At 40.0% G+C, this 15,519-nt stretch carries 13 protein-coding genes; 2 read left to right on the top strand and 11 right to left on the bottom strand.

What is annotated here, in order from left to right:
- Positions 1-481: 481 nt before the first annotated feature.
- On the top strand, positions 482-1,183 hold the full coding sequence (locus tag ACTJKC_RS01085; RefSeq protein ID WP_440789506.1) for a hypothetical protein: 702 nt from the start codon (positions 482-484) through the stop codon (positions 1,181-1,183).
- 312 nt (positions 1,184-1,495) lie between these two features.
- Here the strand turns inward: ACTJKC_RS01085 and ACTJKC_RS01080 are convergent, their stop codons facing one another.
- From ACTJKC_RS01080 to spt, 10 genes are all read right to left on the bottom strand, one after another.
- Complete coding sequence (locus ACTJKC_RS01080; RefSeq protein ID WP_440789504.1) at positions 1,496-2,431, bottom strand: phosphatase PAP2 family protein; 936 nt, start codon at positions 2,429-2,431, stop codon at positions 1,496-1,498.
- Between the two features lies 1 nt (position 2,432).
- A complete protein-coding gene (locus ACTJKC_RS01075) occupies positions 2,433-3,053 on the bottom strand; it encodes a sterol desaturase family protein (protein WP_440789502.1) in 621 nt (206 codons plus the stop codon).
- Positions 3,054-3,630: 577 nt separating this feature from the next.
- Positions 3,631-4,920: a DUF4833 domain-containing protein gene (locus ACTJKC_RS01070; RefSeq protein ID WP_440789500.1), complete on the bottom strand. Its 1,290-nt coding sequence runs from the start codon at positions 4,918-4,920 to the stop codon at positions 3,631-3,633.
- Between the two features lie 10 nt (positions 4,921-4,930).
- Complete coding sequence (locus tag ACTJKC_RS01065; RefSeq protein ID WP_440789498.1) at positions 4,931-7,474, bottom strand: DUF5686 family protein; 2,544 nt, start codon at positions 7,472-7,474, stop codon at positions 4,931-4,933.
- Positions 7,475-7,849 (bottom strand): GtrA family protein, encoded by a 375-nt coding sequence (locus tag ACTJKC_RS01060; RefSeq protein WP_440789496.1) that lies wholly within the window; start codon positions 7,847-7,849, stop codon positions 7,475-7,477.
- Between the two features lie 4 nt (positions 7,850-7,853).
- Positions 7,854-8,309 (bottom strand): phosphatidylglycerophosphatase A family protein, encoded by a 456-nt coding sequence (locus ACTJKC_RS01055; RefSeq protein ID WP_344850894.1) that lies wholly within the window; start codon positions 8,307-8,309, stop codon positions 7,854-7,856.
- Positions 8,309-9,634 carry an inositol-3-phosphate synthase gene (locus ACTJKC_RS01050; RefSeq protein WP_440789494.1) on the bottom strand — a complete coding sequence of 442 codons (1,326 nt, stop codon included), beginning with the start codon at positions 9,632-9,634 and terminating at the stop codon, positions 8,309-8,311. Before ACTJKC_RS01050 ends, ACTJKC_RS01055 begins: the two co-directional genes overlap by 1 nt.
- A gap of 20 nt (positions 9,635-9,654) precedes the next feature.
- Positions 9,655-10,644 carry an NAD-dependent epimerase/dehydratase family protein gene (locus tag ACTJKC_RS01045; RefSeq protein WP_440789492.1) on the bottom strand — a complete coding sequence of 330 codons (990 nt, stop codon included), beginning with the start codon at positions 10,642-10,644 and terminating at the stop codon, positions 9,655-9,657.
- A complete protein-coding gene (locus ACTJKC_RS01040; protein ID WP_440789490.1) occupies positions 10,641-11,762 on the bottom strand; it encodes a hypothetical protein in 1,122 nt (373 codons plus the stop codon). The genes ACTJKC_RS01045 and ACTJKC_RS01040 overlap by 4 nt, the downstream gene beginning before the upstream one ends.
- Entirely contained in the window at positions 11,759-12,964 is a 1,206-nt protein-coding gene (spt, locus tag ACTJKC_RS01035; protein ID WP_440789488.1) for a serine palmitoyltransferase, read from the bottom strand. The genes ACTJKC_RS01040 and spt overlap by 4 nt, the downstream gene beginning before the upstream one ends.
- Before the next feature lie 537 nt (positions 12,965-13,501).
- On the opposite strand from spt, the gene ACTJKC_RS01030 reads away from it, so the two are divergent.
- Entirely contained in the window at positions 13,502-14,398 is an 897-nt protein-coding gene (locus ACTJKC_RS01030) for an AraC family transcriptional regulator (RefSeq protein ID WP_440789486.1), read from the top strand.
- A gap of 239 nt (positions 14,399-14,637) precedes the next feature.
- On the opposite strand, the gene ACTJKC_RS01025 is transcribed toward ACTJKC_RS01030, so the two are convergent.
- Positions 14,638-15,510, bottom strand: a complete 873-nt coding sequence (locus ACTJKC_RS01025) for a helix-turn-helix domain-containing protein (protein WP_440789484.1) — start codon at positions 15,508-15,510, stop codon at positions 14,638-14,640.
- Between the last annotated feature and the right edge of the window lie 9 nt (positions 15,511-15,519).

The following is a 15,519-nucleotide window of genomic DNA, read 5'->3' as shown; positions in this document are numbered from 1 at the left end:
CCGTACTATTTACCATTAAGAAGTTGAGATCATTAAGAAAAAATTGCCATTGATGTGGGCTAATTATCTTCGGACATCGGTCTTGTGACTTCCGGACTATTTATCATTAAGAAGTTGAGATCATTAAGAAAATAGCTTTTGATGGGGCTAATTTTCTTCGGACATCGGTCTTCAGACTTCCGGACTATTTACAATTAAGAAGTTGAGATCATTAAGAAAAAATTGCCATTGATGTGGGCTAATTATTTTCGGACATCGGTCTTCCGGACTTCCATACCTCTCATACATTTCCCATCTTTCATCCTAATTGCCATCATATTGTAAACATGCCTTATTCGTACATTTTGACTAATTTATAAGAGTTTTTGACCTTTTAAAACAATACTTAGAAAACGATTTTTGCTCTCGCTTTTACGCTATTCAGATAGGTGTAAACGGTGCGGTCTGATTGCGTTCCAGCAAAGCATAAATTGTATTAAAGATGTTAAAGAAAACTATAAAACCCAGCACAAAAGGCTTCAAAACAGCCATTATCAGATTTATTGTATATGGAACAATTGTTTACCTCGCTGCCGAATTCTTAAAATGGAACGTTAAACATGAAACGGGACAAAGCAAATTTACTGAAGATTCTATGGTAGAAGCGGTTCAAAGCATGATCCTTTTAACCTGCTCGTTAATTTACCTGCGTGTTTCATTTAAATACAAATCGATGTTTCCGCTGTCCTTTGGTTTGTTTGCCTTTACATTTGCTTCGCTAATCAGAGAACAGGATGCACTTTTAGATGAGCACATTTACGACGGTGCCTGGCAAACAGCTGCCTTTAGTTTATTGATACTGGCCGCAATTTTAATATACAGGAAGAGAGCTGTTTTCCTGTCGAACATGAACGATTTTGTTTCTAAGTTCTCTTTTGGCATACTCTTGTCGGGCATATTTACAACCTATATTTTTGCACGTTTATATGGAAGAAAGGTGTTCTGGATGGCGGTAATGGAAGCGCAATATACCCGTGATGTGAAGAATGTTTCGGAAGAATCTTTAGAACTTTTTGGTTATACCCTGATCCTGATAGCAAGCGTTGAGTTTTATTATTTTGCAAAGGCACATCATACTATTGCCGTTCGTGGTAATGAAGAAACCGTAAATCAACCTAATGTTTATCTGAAAGTTGGCTCGTAGAATTTCGTACATACCTTAATCATTGGGTCTCATCTGTAAATGATCAAAACATGCTTATATCTCCCATTATCCAGCTATGAATGCACAAAGCATAATTGACCATTAAGAAGTTAAGAACATTAAGATTAGACTTAATATCTAACAGTTTATTGAGAAAAAGTCGTCTCGACCGAAACGCAGTGGCCAGCCCGTTTGTACAGGCGGGGAGAGATTTATCTACAGGCAGATTTAGCTTCACGTTGTTCTCGGCTTCGCTACACTCCGCTCGAAATGACGATAGTAAGGATGCTGAATTCGCAATAATAAAAAGTATTATATCTTTTTAACAAAGCGTTCAATAAACACTTTCAGTCTGGTATTTTTAACAAGGTAATTAAAACTGATAATTCCAACCGTTGCACAACTGATTCCCGCCAATACATCCAGCGTATAATGATGACTGGTATAAACTGCCGAAAACCAGATTCCGATCATCACAACCAAAAAGAAAAAATTAATCTTGCCCAACCTGTTTTTCAAGCCATAATAGGTAACGATTACCGGATAGGAAGAATGAAGCGAAGGCATCGCAGCAAAAACATTAGAACCTTTACTATAGATCCCCTGAAAAAGATTAATGTTAAAATAATGATCGAACCTGGCCAGGCCTGCTGTATTACCAGGAGTTTTGGCTATAAATTCAAATCCATGCTGCTGTACATACCAGGGCGGTGCTGCAGGGAATGCATAATAAACCACAAAACCTAATAAATTTACCCAAACAAAAGTGAGGGAAAACCGGACGAATTGTTCCTTGTTTTTAAAGAAAAGATAAGTTGCAAAAGCCAGGGGAACAGGTACCCACATCAGGTAGAAAAGGCCGGTAACTACATCCAAAAATGAGTGACTATTTAGTTTCCAGTATTCGTTTGGTGTGAGTTTTATTCCGTTATAATTGATGCCGAAAAGGCTTTTCTCCAATCCGTACAAATCTTTGATATGCACCTCGGTAAACAGGTAATTCGGAAAAGCCTTCATGTAATCGAAAAGGATCCAATACACGATAAAAATTGAGAAACCCAGAATGAAACGCCTGGTTCCTGCAGAAATATAAAAAAGGCTGTTAAAAATAAAAATCAACACGAGCTGATCGGTTTTAAAACCCACCAGCAAAGCTGACAACAACAGATATCCAAGAGATATAGCAACTGTCAGATAAATATTCCTGATATTATAAAAACTGTTTTTAAGCAAAACTTCCTGCTGCATGTTATTTTTTATCAAAATTCGACCTGAAAATATGGTCCCAGAAAGTCCAGCTTACCCCATAGCCTTTTGTCGAATCGGAGTAATGGTGAAGCATGTGGTGCTGTTTTAATTTTTTCCAGAAACCACTTTTAAAATTGGCATGATGAAGGGCATAATGCACCATATCGTAAAAAAGGTAACCGATCATAAATCCCGAAAAAAACGGATAAACGGTGGTTGCTGGCAATATCCAGTCGAAGAGAAAATAAAATCCTAAAGCCATTGGAATACTGGCCGAAGGCGGCATAACCAGGCGTTTGGCATCATTGGGATAATCGTGGTGTACGCCATGGAAAATAAAATGGATCTTTTTGCCCCACTCCGCATCTGGCTCGAAATGGAAAACATAACGGTGCAGGATGTATTCGGTAATCGTCCAGATGGCCAGGCCAAGCAGAAACCAGCCTGCAAAATTTAAAACCGGCATCTGTATTTCTGCCAGTGCTTTCCAAAAAAGGAAACCAATAACAGGAACATAAACAATTAACGGCACATAAAATTGCACTTTAGATAAGCTCTCTAAAAAGTCATTTTTAAACATCCTGATGGATGCGGTAGAATTTGAAACAAAATTCTTTTTCATTTGGTAAAATTATTTTTTTTGGTCTTCAACTCCGTTCAGACTGACATTTAACTATCTTCCATTCGTTCGTCATCTCGACTGAAGCTACCGATTTTTCATCGGGAGCGAAACGGAGAAATCTATCTCAAGGTGGATTTAGCTTTGCTGAGCACTACGTGGTTCTCGGCTTCGTTGCACTCCGCTCGAAATGACGGATTTGTCATTCTGAACGCAGTGAAGAATCTCTAACCGATGAAACACGGAACCCAATGCATAACAAAAGATTCTTCGTTGCACTCAGAATGACAAACTGCTATAGATTCCTAGGCTTCGTTGCACTCTGCCCGAAATGACGAATTTGTCATTCTGAACGCAGTGAAGGACTTCGACTCCGCTCAGACTGACATTTAACTATCTTCCCTTCGTTCGTCATCTCGACTGTAGCTACCGATTTTTCATCGGGAGCGAAACGGAGAGATCTATCCCGAGGTAGATTTCTCGGCTTCGTTGCACTCCGCTCGAAATGACGGTTCGAGGGGGAACCCGCTTCTCGCAATAACGGATTGAGTGGGAACGCCCAACGCCAACCGCCCCTCCGCTAAACCTTAATCCTTTCAATCAACACCTTTGATGGTTCCGCTGCATCAACTCCTCTTATTTCTACATATTTTACATTCGGGAACCAAAACGTTCCGCCTTCAATCCGCAGGAATATCCGTTCCAGCTGCATTTTTTTATTGTTAATCGTCGCAAAAACATGGTATTTCTTGTCTGCGGCAGATTTATTCAAATACATTGGTAATTTTTTGTGCGAAGTAAACCTAAGTTCGAAATTACCATTACCCAGATCTTTGCTGATAATACCATAAGCAAATTTCCTTTGGATATAACTTAAATCTTTCTTCTCGCCATTATCACCGTAACGCATCCAGAACACATTTACAGGCTGCTCTTTATTCACTACGCCATGTTTATCTACGTTTAACTGGCAGATAATGGTATTGGTGTTCGGATCTCGTTGCAGGTAAAAAAGCTGGTTACTAATATCTTTTGGCATTGGAAAAGTAATTGGCGACGGATCACTTCCCTGTGCATTTGCATTAAAAGAAAGTGCACTACCTAAACTCGTCAGCAAAACCAGTCCGGCGATTAATGCGGCTTTGTTATTGCCTTTCCTTTCGTTAAATTCTTGTGCCTCGAGCCCTTTTTTAGCTTCCTGTAAACGTTTAACCGCGGTAATATTGGTTAATAAAGCCATAATGGTAATGGGCATGGTAAAAACCGACATGGTTTCGAAAACATGGAACGAAATGCCCGGCACATAAATTTTATAATCGCCACCGATAAAATGCCCGGCGATACCACAGGCAATGGCAAAAACACCGATGGTTACCACACGCTCTGGCCGCTGCATTAAACCACCTTTACACTCTACGCCCAAACCTTCGGCCCTTGCACGGGTATAACTCACCATCATCGAACCGATCAGGGCGATGAAAGCAAACAATGAACTTAAAAAATAATGATGTGCAACGAGGTAATAACAGATACCCAAAAACATAATCATTTCGCTATAGCGGTCGAGTACTGAATCGTATAAGGCGCCAAATTTCGAACTCATATTTCCTAAGCGCGCAACCTGACCATCGAGCATATCGAACAAACCTGCAAAAAGCACCAATGCCCCGCCCCATCCAATGTACGACATGTCGCCGCGGTTTGATTTTTCGGCACCGAGTACAAAAATGACGGCCACGCCAATATTCAGGATGAGGCCAATTGTAGTTACCATATTCGGCGTTAAACCTATTTTAATCAATCCCTTTACAAAAGGATTGATTACTTTATATATGCCCTGCTGAAGGCTGTCCCTTAATTTTGTTTCCATTGCATATTTTTTAAAAATCAAATTTTACCCTTGCCCTGATTCCCCATTCCGAAACCTCCGGATTATTGAGGTAATTGAAACGCCTAACCAGATCGACCCTTAACAGTTTAAATATATTACCTACCCCAACACTGCCTTCCATGTAAGGTTGATTACCCAAGGCATAAGTTCTTTGCGCACCATTTTCATAAACCGGTAACTGATATAAACCAGATTGATAATTTGGATTGTTTTCATTCCGCAAACCACCATATAAAGCCTTAAATGATACCACTTCCCTTAATTTTAAGCGCTTAAGCAAAGGCACTTTATTAAAAAAGAATCCATTAAAATTATGGTCGATGTTAATGCTCACATAATGATCGCTCACAAATTCCAGAAAGTTCATCAGGTTGTATGAGTTGAGCTGATAAGCATAGGTTTGATTGGCACGGTGGATATCCAATAGCGGGAAAGGCACTTTTCCGGCGATATAACTGCCTTCCAGGGTTACATCGCTATAACCTAGCTGCGATAAATAAAAGCGTTTATCAATGCTTCCCAATAAGTTATGGTAATTGTATTCGCCACCCAGCACCCCTTTTAAACCCGCGGTGTAGCGTAAATTAAATACCGGATAACGATCGGCAATGGGTACCCGGTAAATTTTACCCTGATAAAATTTCTCATTTGGAGCGTATCTTAACTGTAGCGAAACCTCACTGGTGGTAAGCCTGTTAACCAGTTGATTATCCGAATTTAAATAATTTAATCCGCCAGCCGGTGTTTGACTCCATTTTTTAAAGCCCAGGTTGTAAGAAAAGTGGTTTTCGAACTCCCTTACATAATCCAGACGGTAAAAATCGTTGTAGAGCAACATATCGTTTACGCCCCTTTTAAAGGATAATAAAAAGTTATCTTCCTGCACAAACTGCAGCTCCTGACCGGGGATTTTGGTATCGCGTTGAAAACTTGCCCTGATGTAATTCTGCGGGAATTCGTAGATCGATTTATTGTTCAGTGAATAGGTACCCGAAAGGAAAAACTTCCATTTCTCATCTTTAATACCATAAGCTACATAATTTTCGAAATAGTAACGTTTGCTTAGCTCTGGCGTAGTTCTTCCGCCCAAACGCAACCTTAAACCTTCTACATTGTTAAAACTGTAAAAAGTATTTACAGGACCAATTTCATAAGGACCTAAATTCTGATAACCTGCAAATAAAAGGGTCACGATTTTCATCGTGCGTTTAAAAGAAGGCAGATTTTGCAGTGTATCGATGTTACCGTAAATCTTCAGCTGGTTTTTAGAAATGGTATCGAGCCTGTTTTTCTCCCAGAACTGATCGTTTCGTTTAGCAGCATCAGCGAGTACCACGGTACTTTTTCCCTGGAAAATAGTATCAGGCAAAGCCGCATCGAACTGGTAATTTTTAAATGTCACCGTACGTTCGCCGGTAAAGCCGATGCCTTTGGTTTTACCGATACCGAAATCGGCCAGTAAATTACTTTTGCTTAAGCTGTATTTTCCTTTATCATTGGCTTCAAAATCAAGGTCGATTTTAAGTGCGCGTACAAAGTTGAGGTTGATATTTTTATTTACGCCAAAGGAAGCGCCGGTAACGGCATAATGACTATCGTTGGTGACATAAATCTTTCCTTCGAATAACATGTCGCCGGTATTGCGGGGCGTAAAAGACAGTTCTATAATTTCAGGTTTCTGTGTTTTGATGGTATCGGTGATGAAAAACTTGTAAAAAGTAGGTGCACCATCGGCAATCGGGCTTAAAAATTCATTACTGATTACCGAGATATTGTTTTTATAAATATCAATATCCTGGTACATCCGGTCGAAATAAGTTTTCAATCCTTTATTATCAATGTAACGGCTGTCAAATTGAACCTGTTTTTCGCCAATTACAATGGTTTTATTCTTTTCGGGGTTTTTACTGAGGTAATTATCAGCCAGTTTCTCCTGAATATACACGGGCAAAAGATTTTTCCCGCCAATTAAGGTAGAATCCTGCTCCTGAAATAAAAACTGGTAATTCCGGAACATTCTTTTGTTCCTGAATTTATCTGAAACATTGCTCAGGCTGAACAACATCTTCTCATATTCCCTGTACGATACGGTATTGTAACTTTTGATGCGGTTTTCGTCTTTATGCGCAATTACCTGGCGGATGAGTTCTACCGCAGGATTATCTTTATTGCGGTATCTTACTTTTTTACCACCTACAATAACCACTTCATCCAAAGCCCTTGCATCGGGCACCAGTGCTACATCAAATTCCTGCGTAGCAGAAGCTACAATATTTTTGAAAACGGTACGATAACCCACATAATTGAAACTTAATTCACTCTGTGGATTAGGCGAAACGATTGTATATTTTCCATTGATATCGGTTTGGGTACCAATTTGGGTATCCTTAAAAAAAACGGAAACATTGGGCAGTGTTTCTTTGGTTACGGCATCGCGCACGGTTCCGGAAACCACGGTTCTTTGTGCAAAAGCATTTACCTGCACTATAAAAACGAGTAACGGAAATAAAAAAAATGAATAGATAGGTTTCATTTAACTTGTAAAAATAAACTGCCTTTGCATGATATAATTGTAGCTGATGCCAGTTAAAACCGAGCTCACTACTTTAGCGAGTACGTAGTTGAGATTGAAAAAATGGGTGAAAATAAACACACCCGCAGTAACGATGGCCAGGTTGCCCGCCCATACTATAATATACCTGAGTACCTGCCATTTCACTTCCTTCGACCGGCTTTGAAAAACCCATTTACGGTTGACCAAAAAATTAACAACCCCGCCCGAAATGGTTCCGATGATGCTTGCTGCCAGGTACCACAATCCAAAAAGGTTTACTGCAATAATGGTGATACCAAAATCGGTTGCTGATGCCATTAAGGATGATGCCTGTGCTTTTAGGAAGGTGAGCATGTATCTAAAAAAAATCAAAAACCACTACCAGCTGGAGAATGATATTCGCGTAAATCCCTGCCAGTATATCATCTGCCATTACTCCCCAACCGCCCGGAAGTTCTTCCAGTTTGCGGATGTAAAAGGGTTTCAGGATGTCAAAAAACCTGAAAAGAACAAGTCCGATAAGGGTATATTGCCATTTTAAAGGCACAAATAACAGGGTAATGCACATTCCCGCCACTTCATCAATTACTACCCTATTATGGTCTTTTCCCCAAATCTCTTCTACCCGATCGGCACTCATGATCCCAATCATCACGATTAACATGGTGAAAAGCACCGGCCATAAATATGGGTTAACATAAGGGCCCTGGAAAATGTGCCAGCAAATACAGGTTGCTATTGCAGCATAAGTACCTGCACCTTTGCCGATGTAGCCAATTCCCAGGGCCGTTGAAAGAAATTTGTGGATAATCACTATACCGTTTCTATCAGTTCTTCTTCGTAATCCTGACCTAAATGGGTAATCAATTCTTCGCCCATGATGTAACGCAAGGTATTCTGAAGCTTCATCAATTGCTTAAAAATGTCGTTCTCAGCTGGTACGCCAGGGATTGTTTGCGGCGATTTTAAGTAGAACGATAACCATTCCTGAATGCCTGACAGGTTTGAACGTTTAGCCAGATCGATAAATAAAGCCAGATCCAGTACAATTGGTGCGGCTAAAATAGAGTCGCGGCAAAGGAAATTGATTTTGATCTGCATTTTATAGCCTAACCAACCGAAAATGTCGATGTTATCCCAGCTTTCTTTGTTATCACCGTGAGGCGGATAGTAGTTGATCCTGATTTTGTGGTACATATCGCCATATAAGTCAGGGTTAACTTCTGGTTTGAAAATATCTTCCAATACGCCCAGTTTCGATACTTCTTTGGTTTTGAAGTTATCCGGATCGTCTAATACCAAACCATCGCGGTTACCTAAAATATTATCAGAAAACCAACCGTTTACACCTAACGAACGGGCCGCTAAACCTGGTGCTAAAATGGTTTTCATTAAAGTTTGACCGGTTTTGAAATCTTTACCGGCAATTGGCGTATTGGTTTCTTTAGCCAGTTCGATCAAAGCAGGAATATCAACGGTTAAGTTAGGCGCACCGTTAGCAAAAGGAATGCCTAATTTTAAGGCTGCATAAGCATAAATCATACTTGGCGCAATGCGAAGATCGTTGTCTTTTAAGCCTTGCTCAAATGCAGCAAGCGATTCGTGCACTTCAGATGGTTCGAAATAAATTTCGGTAGAACCACACCAAACCAGTACAATACGATCGCAATTGTTTTCAGCTTTGAAGTTTTTAATATCTTCCATTACGGCTAAAGCCAGTTCGTAACGGTTATCGATGTCTTTTACATATTTACCATCAAGGTTTTTTACGTAGTTTCTATCAAAAGCGGCACGCATTGGTTTAATGGCCTGTAACTCTTCGCGTACATCGCGTAACAGGTTGGCATCCAATACACGGGCATTTAATGCGGCTTCGTACACGTTATCTTCGTACACATCCCAGCCACCAAATACTAAATCTTCAAGATTGGCTAATGGTACAAAATCCTTAATTTTTGGCTCTTTTTTTTCTGTTCTTTTACCCAAACGGATGGTGCCCATTTGCGTTAACGAACCGATTGGTTTTGATAAACCTCTTTTAACTGCAGCAACGCCGGCAATCATGGTAGTAGCTACCGCGCCAAGTCCTGGCATTAATATTCCCAGCTTACCTTCAGCTGCTTTTACTTGTTGTTTCATTCTATTCTTTATTTAAAATCTTATAACCAATTGTTTTTTCGGTACCAGTTGATGGTTTCGTTTATTCCCTGCTCTAACCCGAACTGTGGCACAAAACCAAAATCTTTCTGTATATTTTTAATGTCACAGCCCCAGTTTAAGGCGGTGAGTTCTTTTATTTTATCTACGTTTAAAGCCGGAATTTTATTAAATACGCCATACAAACGTTCCATCCCCCAGGCCAGGCCTTTAATCAGCGGCACCGGCACATTTACCGTTACTGTTTTTTTGCCTAAAGCCTTGCTTACATAAGCTGCAAGCGATGAGCGCTTGTACACTGCCCCGTCGGATATATTGTAAGCCTTACCCACAACATCAGATGTGAGTGCTTTGATGATTACATCAGCCAGATCGGTAGCGTACACAAAGCTCAATTCCTGTTCCTGCTTACCGATGTAAAGCTCCAGCCCGGCTTTAATGGTTTTAATCAGGATGAAGATATCTTTCTCCCTTGGGCCGTAAACCGCTGTCGGCCTGAATATGATCAGAGGCAGATCCGGAACCTGAGCCAGGTAAGTTTCTGCTAATGCTTTGCTGATCCCATATTGGGTTACTGGCTTTGAAGCGCTTTTTTCCGTCAGTTTTTCATTTTTCTGCCTTAAGGGACCTAGTGCTGCGAGACTGCTGATGAATATAAATTTCTCTATCGCGTGTGCTGATTTTGAAGCGGCTACGGCTAAATTCCTGGTATATGTTGCGTTAATCTTATTGTAATCGGTTAAACTTTTGGCTTTTGTTACCGCAGCGGCATGCACAATGTAATCGTACTTGTTCGCCTCAATATTTTCTTTTAGCAGGTAAATTGATTCAAAATCCAGGTCAACATAATTGATCTGAAACGCTTTAAGGTGTTCGGCAGCAGCAGTATTACGTACGTTGGCATATACTTCCATCCCATTAGCTAAAGCAGATTTGATCAGGTGATACCCCACAAAACCAGTCGCTCCTGTAATCAACACCCGCTTTTTCATATTGCTTTCTCTAAAATCCTGTATTTGCGGTACAGTTTTCCGCCAATATCCTCAATCGGTTTATTGATCAGGTCGTTATGGTCCAGGGTCCAGCTCGCCTCCGCATATTTCATTTTTTTGGCTTCGAAACGTTTAATGATCCGGCCATATAAACAGGCTTCGATCCCCATTTTACGGTAACCATCAACCACACCAAGCAATAAAATACGGATGCCATCGATTTTCTTTTTATTGGCCAAAAGTTTGATTAAACCTGTCGGGAATAACCTTCCACGTTTAATTTTGATCAGAATCTGGTTGATATCCGGAATGGCCAGCGCAAAACCAACGATTTTACCATGTTGCTCGGCCAAAATGCAAAATTCTGGATCTAGGATCATTTTCAGGTCGTTCGCCGTATAATCGAATTCTTTATCTGTCATCGGTACAAAACCCAGGTTTTTATCCCATGCTTTGTTATACACATCCCTTACCGCGTTGCACTCTTCCTTGAATTTCTTCATGTTGATTTTGCGGAGAATGATGTCGTTCCGTTTTAAACGCTCTTCTATCCTGTCCATCAACTTTACCGACCGGTCGCTATAAGTGCCGGCAGTATAACGGTAAGCCCTTAAATCAACATTTTTATTGAAACCCATTTGCTCCAAAAGCGGCAGGTAATATGGTGCATTATAAGGCATCATGGCTACCGGCGGACCATCATAACCTTCAATCAGTAAGCCACACACTTCGTTGGTAGAAAAATTAACCGGGCCTAAAACTTTCGTTAATCCACGCTCCTTTAACCATTCCTGTGCTGCTTCAAAAAGCTGTTTGGCTGCCGATGCATCATTGATACAATCGAAAAAGCCAAAAAAACCATCCTTCGATTCGTACACTTTATTGTGGTTGGTATTATTAATCGCAGCAATACGTCCGATTACTTTACCTCCATCATAAAGCAAAAAAAGCTGAATTTCAGAGTGTTCGTAAAAAGGATGTTTGCCCGGGGTAAGCAAGTCGCGCTGCGCAATAAACAATTCAGGCACATAATTTACGTCGCCGGCATATAAATCATGCGGAAAATCGACAAATGCCGCCAATGCTTTTTTGTCAGAAACCTTGATCAGTTCTCTCATGACTGGCTCCCTACTAATTCTACGTTAACGGCCTTAAAAGCAGCACTTAATTGCTCAATCGCACTTTCAATCTGTTCGAAACTATGCGTGGCCATTAGCGAAAACCTGATTAAAGATGAATCGGATGGCACTGCCGGAGAAACCACCGGATTAACGAAAACCCCATTTTGCTGGAGGATGTTGGTGATCATAAAGGTTTTGGTATTATCGCGGATGTAAACGGGAATAATCGGACTGTTGCTGTGCCCGATATCAAAACCCGCTTCGGTTAAAAGTTTTTTGGCATAATTGGTATTGTCCCAGAGTTTATCGATGCGCTCGGGTTCTGATTCGATAATATCCAACGCAGCAATTACACTGGCCACAGCAGATGGCGGCATACTGGCGCTAAACATTAACGAGCGTGCACGGTGTTTGATAAATTCGATGGTTTCGGTACTCCCTGCAATGAAACCGCCTAATGAAGCCAGCGATTTGCTAAAGGTGCCCATAATGAGGTCAACTTCATCGTTAAGGTTGAAATGAGAAGCAGTTCCTGAACCGTTAAAACCGATTACACCCAAACTATGTGCATCGTCCATCATAATATTGGCACCAAACTCATTGGCAATTTCTACCATTTCGGGCAGGTTAACCAGATCGCCTTCCATGCTAAAAATACCGTCAGAAACAATCAGTTTAGCAGCATCCTCTGGCAAACGGCTTAATTTCCGGCGGAGATCCTGCATATCGTTATGCGCATATTTAATGGTACGGGCAAAAGCCAAACGGCTTCCATCAATGATAGAAGCATGGTCGTATTCATCCAGCAAGAGGTAATCGTTACGATCAAGCAGGCACGATATCACTCCTAAATTAACCTGAAAACCGGTACTAAAAAGCACCGCAGCTTCTTTGCCCACATATTCGGCCAGGCGGCTTTCCAATTCTAAGTGAATATCTAACGAACCATTTAAAAACCTCGAGCCGGCACAGCCTGTACCATATTTTTCGATGGCAGCTTTGGCCGCTTCCTTTATTTTGGGATGATTGGTTAACCCCAAATAGGAATTGGAACCAAACATGAGTACTTTTTTTCCATCGATCACCACCTCGGTATCCTGGGCAGATTCTATCGACCTGAAATAAGGATACAATCCTTTTTCTTTTATCATAGCTGCATCCTTAAAAGAGGCAATTCTATCTTGTAATTTTTTACGCATACTGAACGCTATTGTTCTTCAGTTTTTTAAACCCTGTTCTGAAAGTCTGGACTGCGCTACGATATTGCTGTTAAAACCGGAACCGACCCTACAGATTAAAGCCGCATTAACCAAACGATTTGATAACACAATTTTAACGCGGAATTGAAGCCTAAAAAAGGTTCAAACGTGGGATATATTGGTCAAAATGTAGGATTGACAAATTGTGACATTCAGATGAATTGACCAATTGACATTCTGACTTTTATTATAAAATAGTAAAAAAGTTAAAAACAGCTTAAAACGCCCTAAAAACCATATAAATAACTGTTTTTAAACCACATACAAAACATTAACTAATTAATCAAAAACATCAAAATCAATCAGAAATTAGTCATTTTAAAAATTTTAGCTTGCAAAAATGCTCCTGAACGCTACATTTGCCGGTACAAAATCCGACAGATAAAGGGCAAAATCCATCCGAAAAAAGATGGCTGGAACTGGTGCGTAAAAGTGATTATATCTGTTAAGAAATTATTAAAAAATGTTGAACGATTTATGCAACAGACTTTACTTAATAAAACTTTTTCAGAAAAAAATCATGAGGAAGCGCTTTCGTTAAACGACGGACTGATGGCGAAAATCCACAACAGCAATGATCCACATTATTGCAGTTCGGAGCCTTTTCGTACATCGAGTTATGCCTTAATACTGATTACCAAAGGGAAACTTAATATCAGGATCAATTTTGAAGATTATGTACTGAACCAAAGGGATATTTTACTGGTTTTACCACATTCTGTTTATGAGATTACAGACAACAGCAGCGTTGCATTTATCAGTATCCATTTTAATAAGAGTTACCTGAAAAATAAGGGTGTATTTTTTAACAGCGGCGAAACTTACCGGATGTCGCAGGATATTCAATCGCATAAATTTTCGCTTTCTAAAGAGGAATATAACTTCATCTACTACGATATGCTTGCCCTGCATAAGAAGCTAAATGTTTCGAAAGATACGCCTCAGATTAAAAACATTGTGCACAATAGCTTTTTAGAGTTACTGTACGATATCTTTCTACTAAAAAACAAACAGAAAAACCCTACTCCATTTGTTCACAACAGCCGCACAGAATTAACCAACCGTTTTTTAGCACTTGTATCAGAAAATTTTAAAAAGGAAAAACGGGTAATTTATTATGCCAACTGCCTGCGCATTACGCCCAGGCATTTATCGCAGGTAGTGAAACAGGTTACGGATAGAACAGCCGGAGAAATTATTGATGAAATGGTGATCAGGGAGGCAAAGCTATTGTTAACCAGCCATGTAATGAATATTTCTGAAGTAGCGATAGAACTTTGTTTTAGCAATTCTTCGTTTTTTGGCAAATATTTTAAAAAACAGACGGGTGTTACCCCATCTGAGTATAAAATGTCGAATAATATTGCGGTTTAGGCTAACTGATAAGAAGTTAGTGATTCCTTGGCATGCCTGAATTTCGAATTGCCTAGCGAACCAATTACCAAGGCATAAAATCCCCAATCAAGTTGAGGATGACATAACGAGTGAAGAAATCTAATATAAATTCATCTTTGCCATGCAGGTGGGAATTTTAAGGCGTATTGCTAAGCATTAAGACTTCTAATTGAGTTGGGATGAGACAATGACTGAAGAGTTTTGCTCGATAAAATATCTTATGCTGAATGCTCTTTTTTAAATTGTTCAGGCGTTAAGCCAGTGTATTTTTTAAAGAATTTTGTAAAGTATGAATTGTCATTAAAATTGAGTTCGTTGGCAATCTGAGAAATATTAACCTCGCCACTCACTAAAAGACGCTTGGCTTCGAGTAAAACACGCTCCCTGATTACCTCTCCGGCCTGTGCACCAATAAGTTCCTTACAAATGGCGTTTAAATGATTCGGTGTAATGTACAACAATTCTGCATAGTCTTTGGGCAGCCTCTTAAGGAGGTAATGTTCTTGAACGAGATTCTGAAAATTGCGCAGCACCACCATGTTATGTGTTTGATACTGTTGAGCCTGCATGGCTGGCGAATGCTGTTCTACCAGCATTAGAAGTGAGAGCAGCAGCACTTTCTGAAAATCTATATTTTTATGTAAAGGATCGTTTACCTGGGCATACAATTGTTTACAAAGTACCTCCACATCATTCCTGATTTCGATGGGCAACTCTTTTACATTTGAAAGGTCAGCTCCTGTAAAAAAGGAGAAATTTTCAAGATAATCGGGCTTCAACAAAAAGGACTGAAAAAAATCCCGTTCAAAATTTACGATATAACCTTCTGTATTTTCGCCAAATTCCCAGGTATGCACCTGGCCGGGCGACATAAAATAAATTTGCCAGGGTGTTACGCTGTAGGTATTAAAATCGATAGAATGGCTCCCTGTCCCAGAAGTAAAAATCACGAAATGATAAAACTTGTGCCGGTGCGGAAAAACAAGATTTCGGTGTTTATCCAAATAATTCTGCAACCGGTCAACCAGGATATCGGCCCTTTTGTTATCGGTTAAGGTGCAGGAATCTAAAATGGGTATGAGTTTTTTCATTCGCAAATT

It is taken from the genome of Pedobacter sp. 22226 (genome assembly GCF_052045455.1).
Lineage (GTDB): Bacteria > Bacteroidota > Bacteroidia > Sphingobacteriales > Sphingobacteriaceae > Pedobacter > Pedobacter jeongneungensis.
Note: the sequence above shows the minus strand (reverse complement) of the source record. Positions and strands in the feature narration are given on the sequence as shown.

Coding starts and splice junctions, on each gene's coding strand:
- ACTJKC_RS01025 (WP_440789484.1), bottom strand. CDS start 15,510: ATGAAAAAACTCATACCCATTTTAGATTCCTGCACCTTAACCGATAAC.
- ACTJKC_RS01030 (WP_440789486.1), top strand. CDS start 13,502: ATGCAACAGACTTTACTTAATAAAACTTTTTCAGAAAAAAATCATGAG.
- ACTJKC_RS01040 (WP_440789490.1), bottom strand. CDS start 11,762: ATGAGAGAACTGATCAAGGTTTCTGACAAAAAAGCATTGGCGGCATTT.
- ACTJKC_RS01060 (WP_440789496.1), bottom strand. CDS start 7,849: ATGCTCACCTTCCTAAAAGCACAGGCATCATCCTTAATGGCATCAGCA.
- ACTJKC_RS01045 (WP_440789492.1), bottom strand. CDS start 10,644: ATGAAAAAGCGGGTGTTGATTACAGGAGCGACTGGTTTTGTGGGGTAT.
- ACTJKC_RS01065 (WP_440789498.1), bottom strand. CDS start 7,474: ATGAAACCTATCTATTCATTTTTTTTATTTCCGTTACTCGTTTTTATA.
- ACTJKC_RS01085 (WP_440789506.1), top strand. CDS start 482: ATGTTAAAGAAAACTATAAAACCCAGCACAAAAGGCTTCAAAACAGCC.
- ACTJKC_RS01050 (WP_440789494.1), bottom strand. CDS start 9,634: ATGAAACAACAAGTAAAAGCAGCTGAAGGTAAGCTGGGAATATTAATG.
- ACTJKC_RS01070 (WP_440789500.1), bottom strand. CDS start 4,920: ATGGAAACAAAATTAAGGGACAGCCTTCAGCAGGGCATATATAAAGTA.
- spt (WP_440789488.1), bottom strand. CDS start 12,964: ATGCGTAAAAAATTACAAGATAGAATTGCCTCTTTTAAGGATGCAGCT.
- ACTJKC_RS01080 (WP_440789504.1), bottom strand. CDS start 2,431: ATGCAGCAGGAAGTTTTGCTTAAAAACAGTTTTTATAATATCAGGAAT.
- ACTJKC_RS01075 (WP_440789502.1), bottom strand. CDS start 3,053: ATGAAAAAGAATTTTGTTTCAAATTCTACCGCATCCATCAGGATGTTT.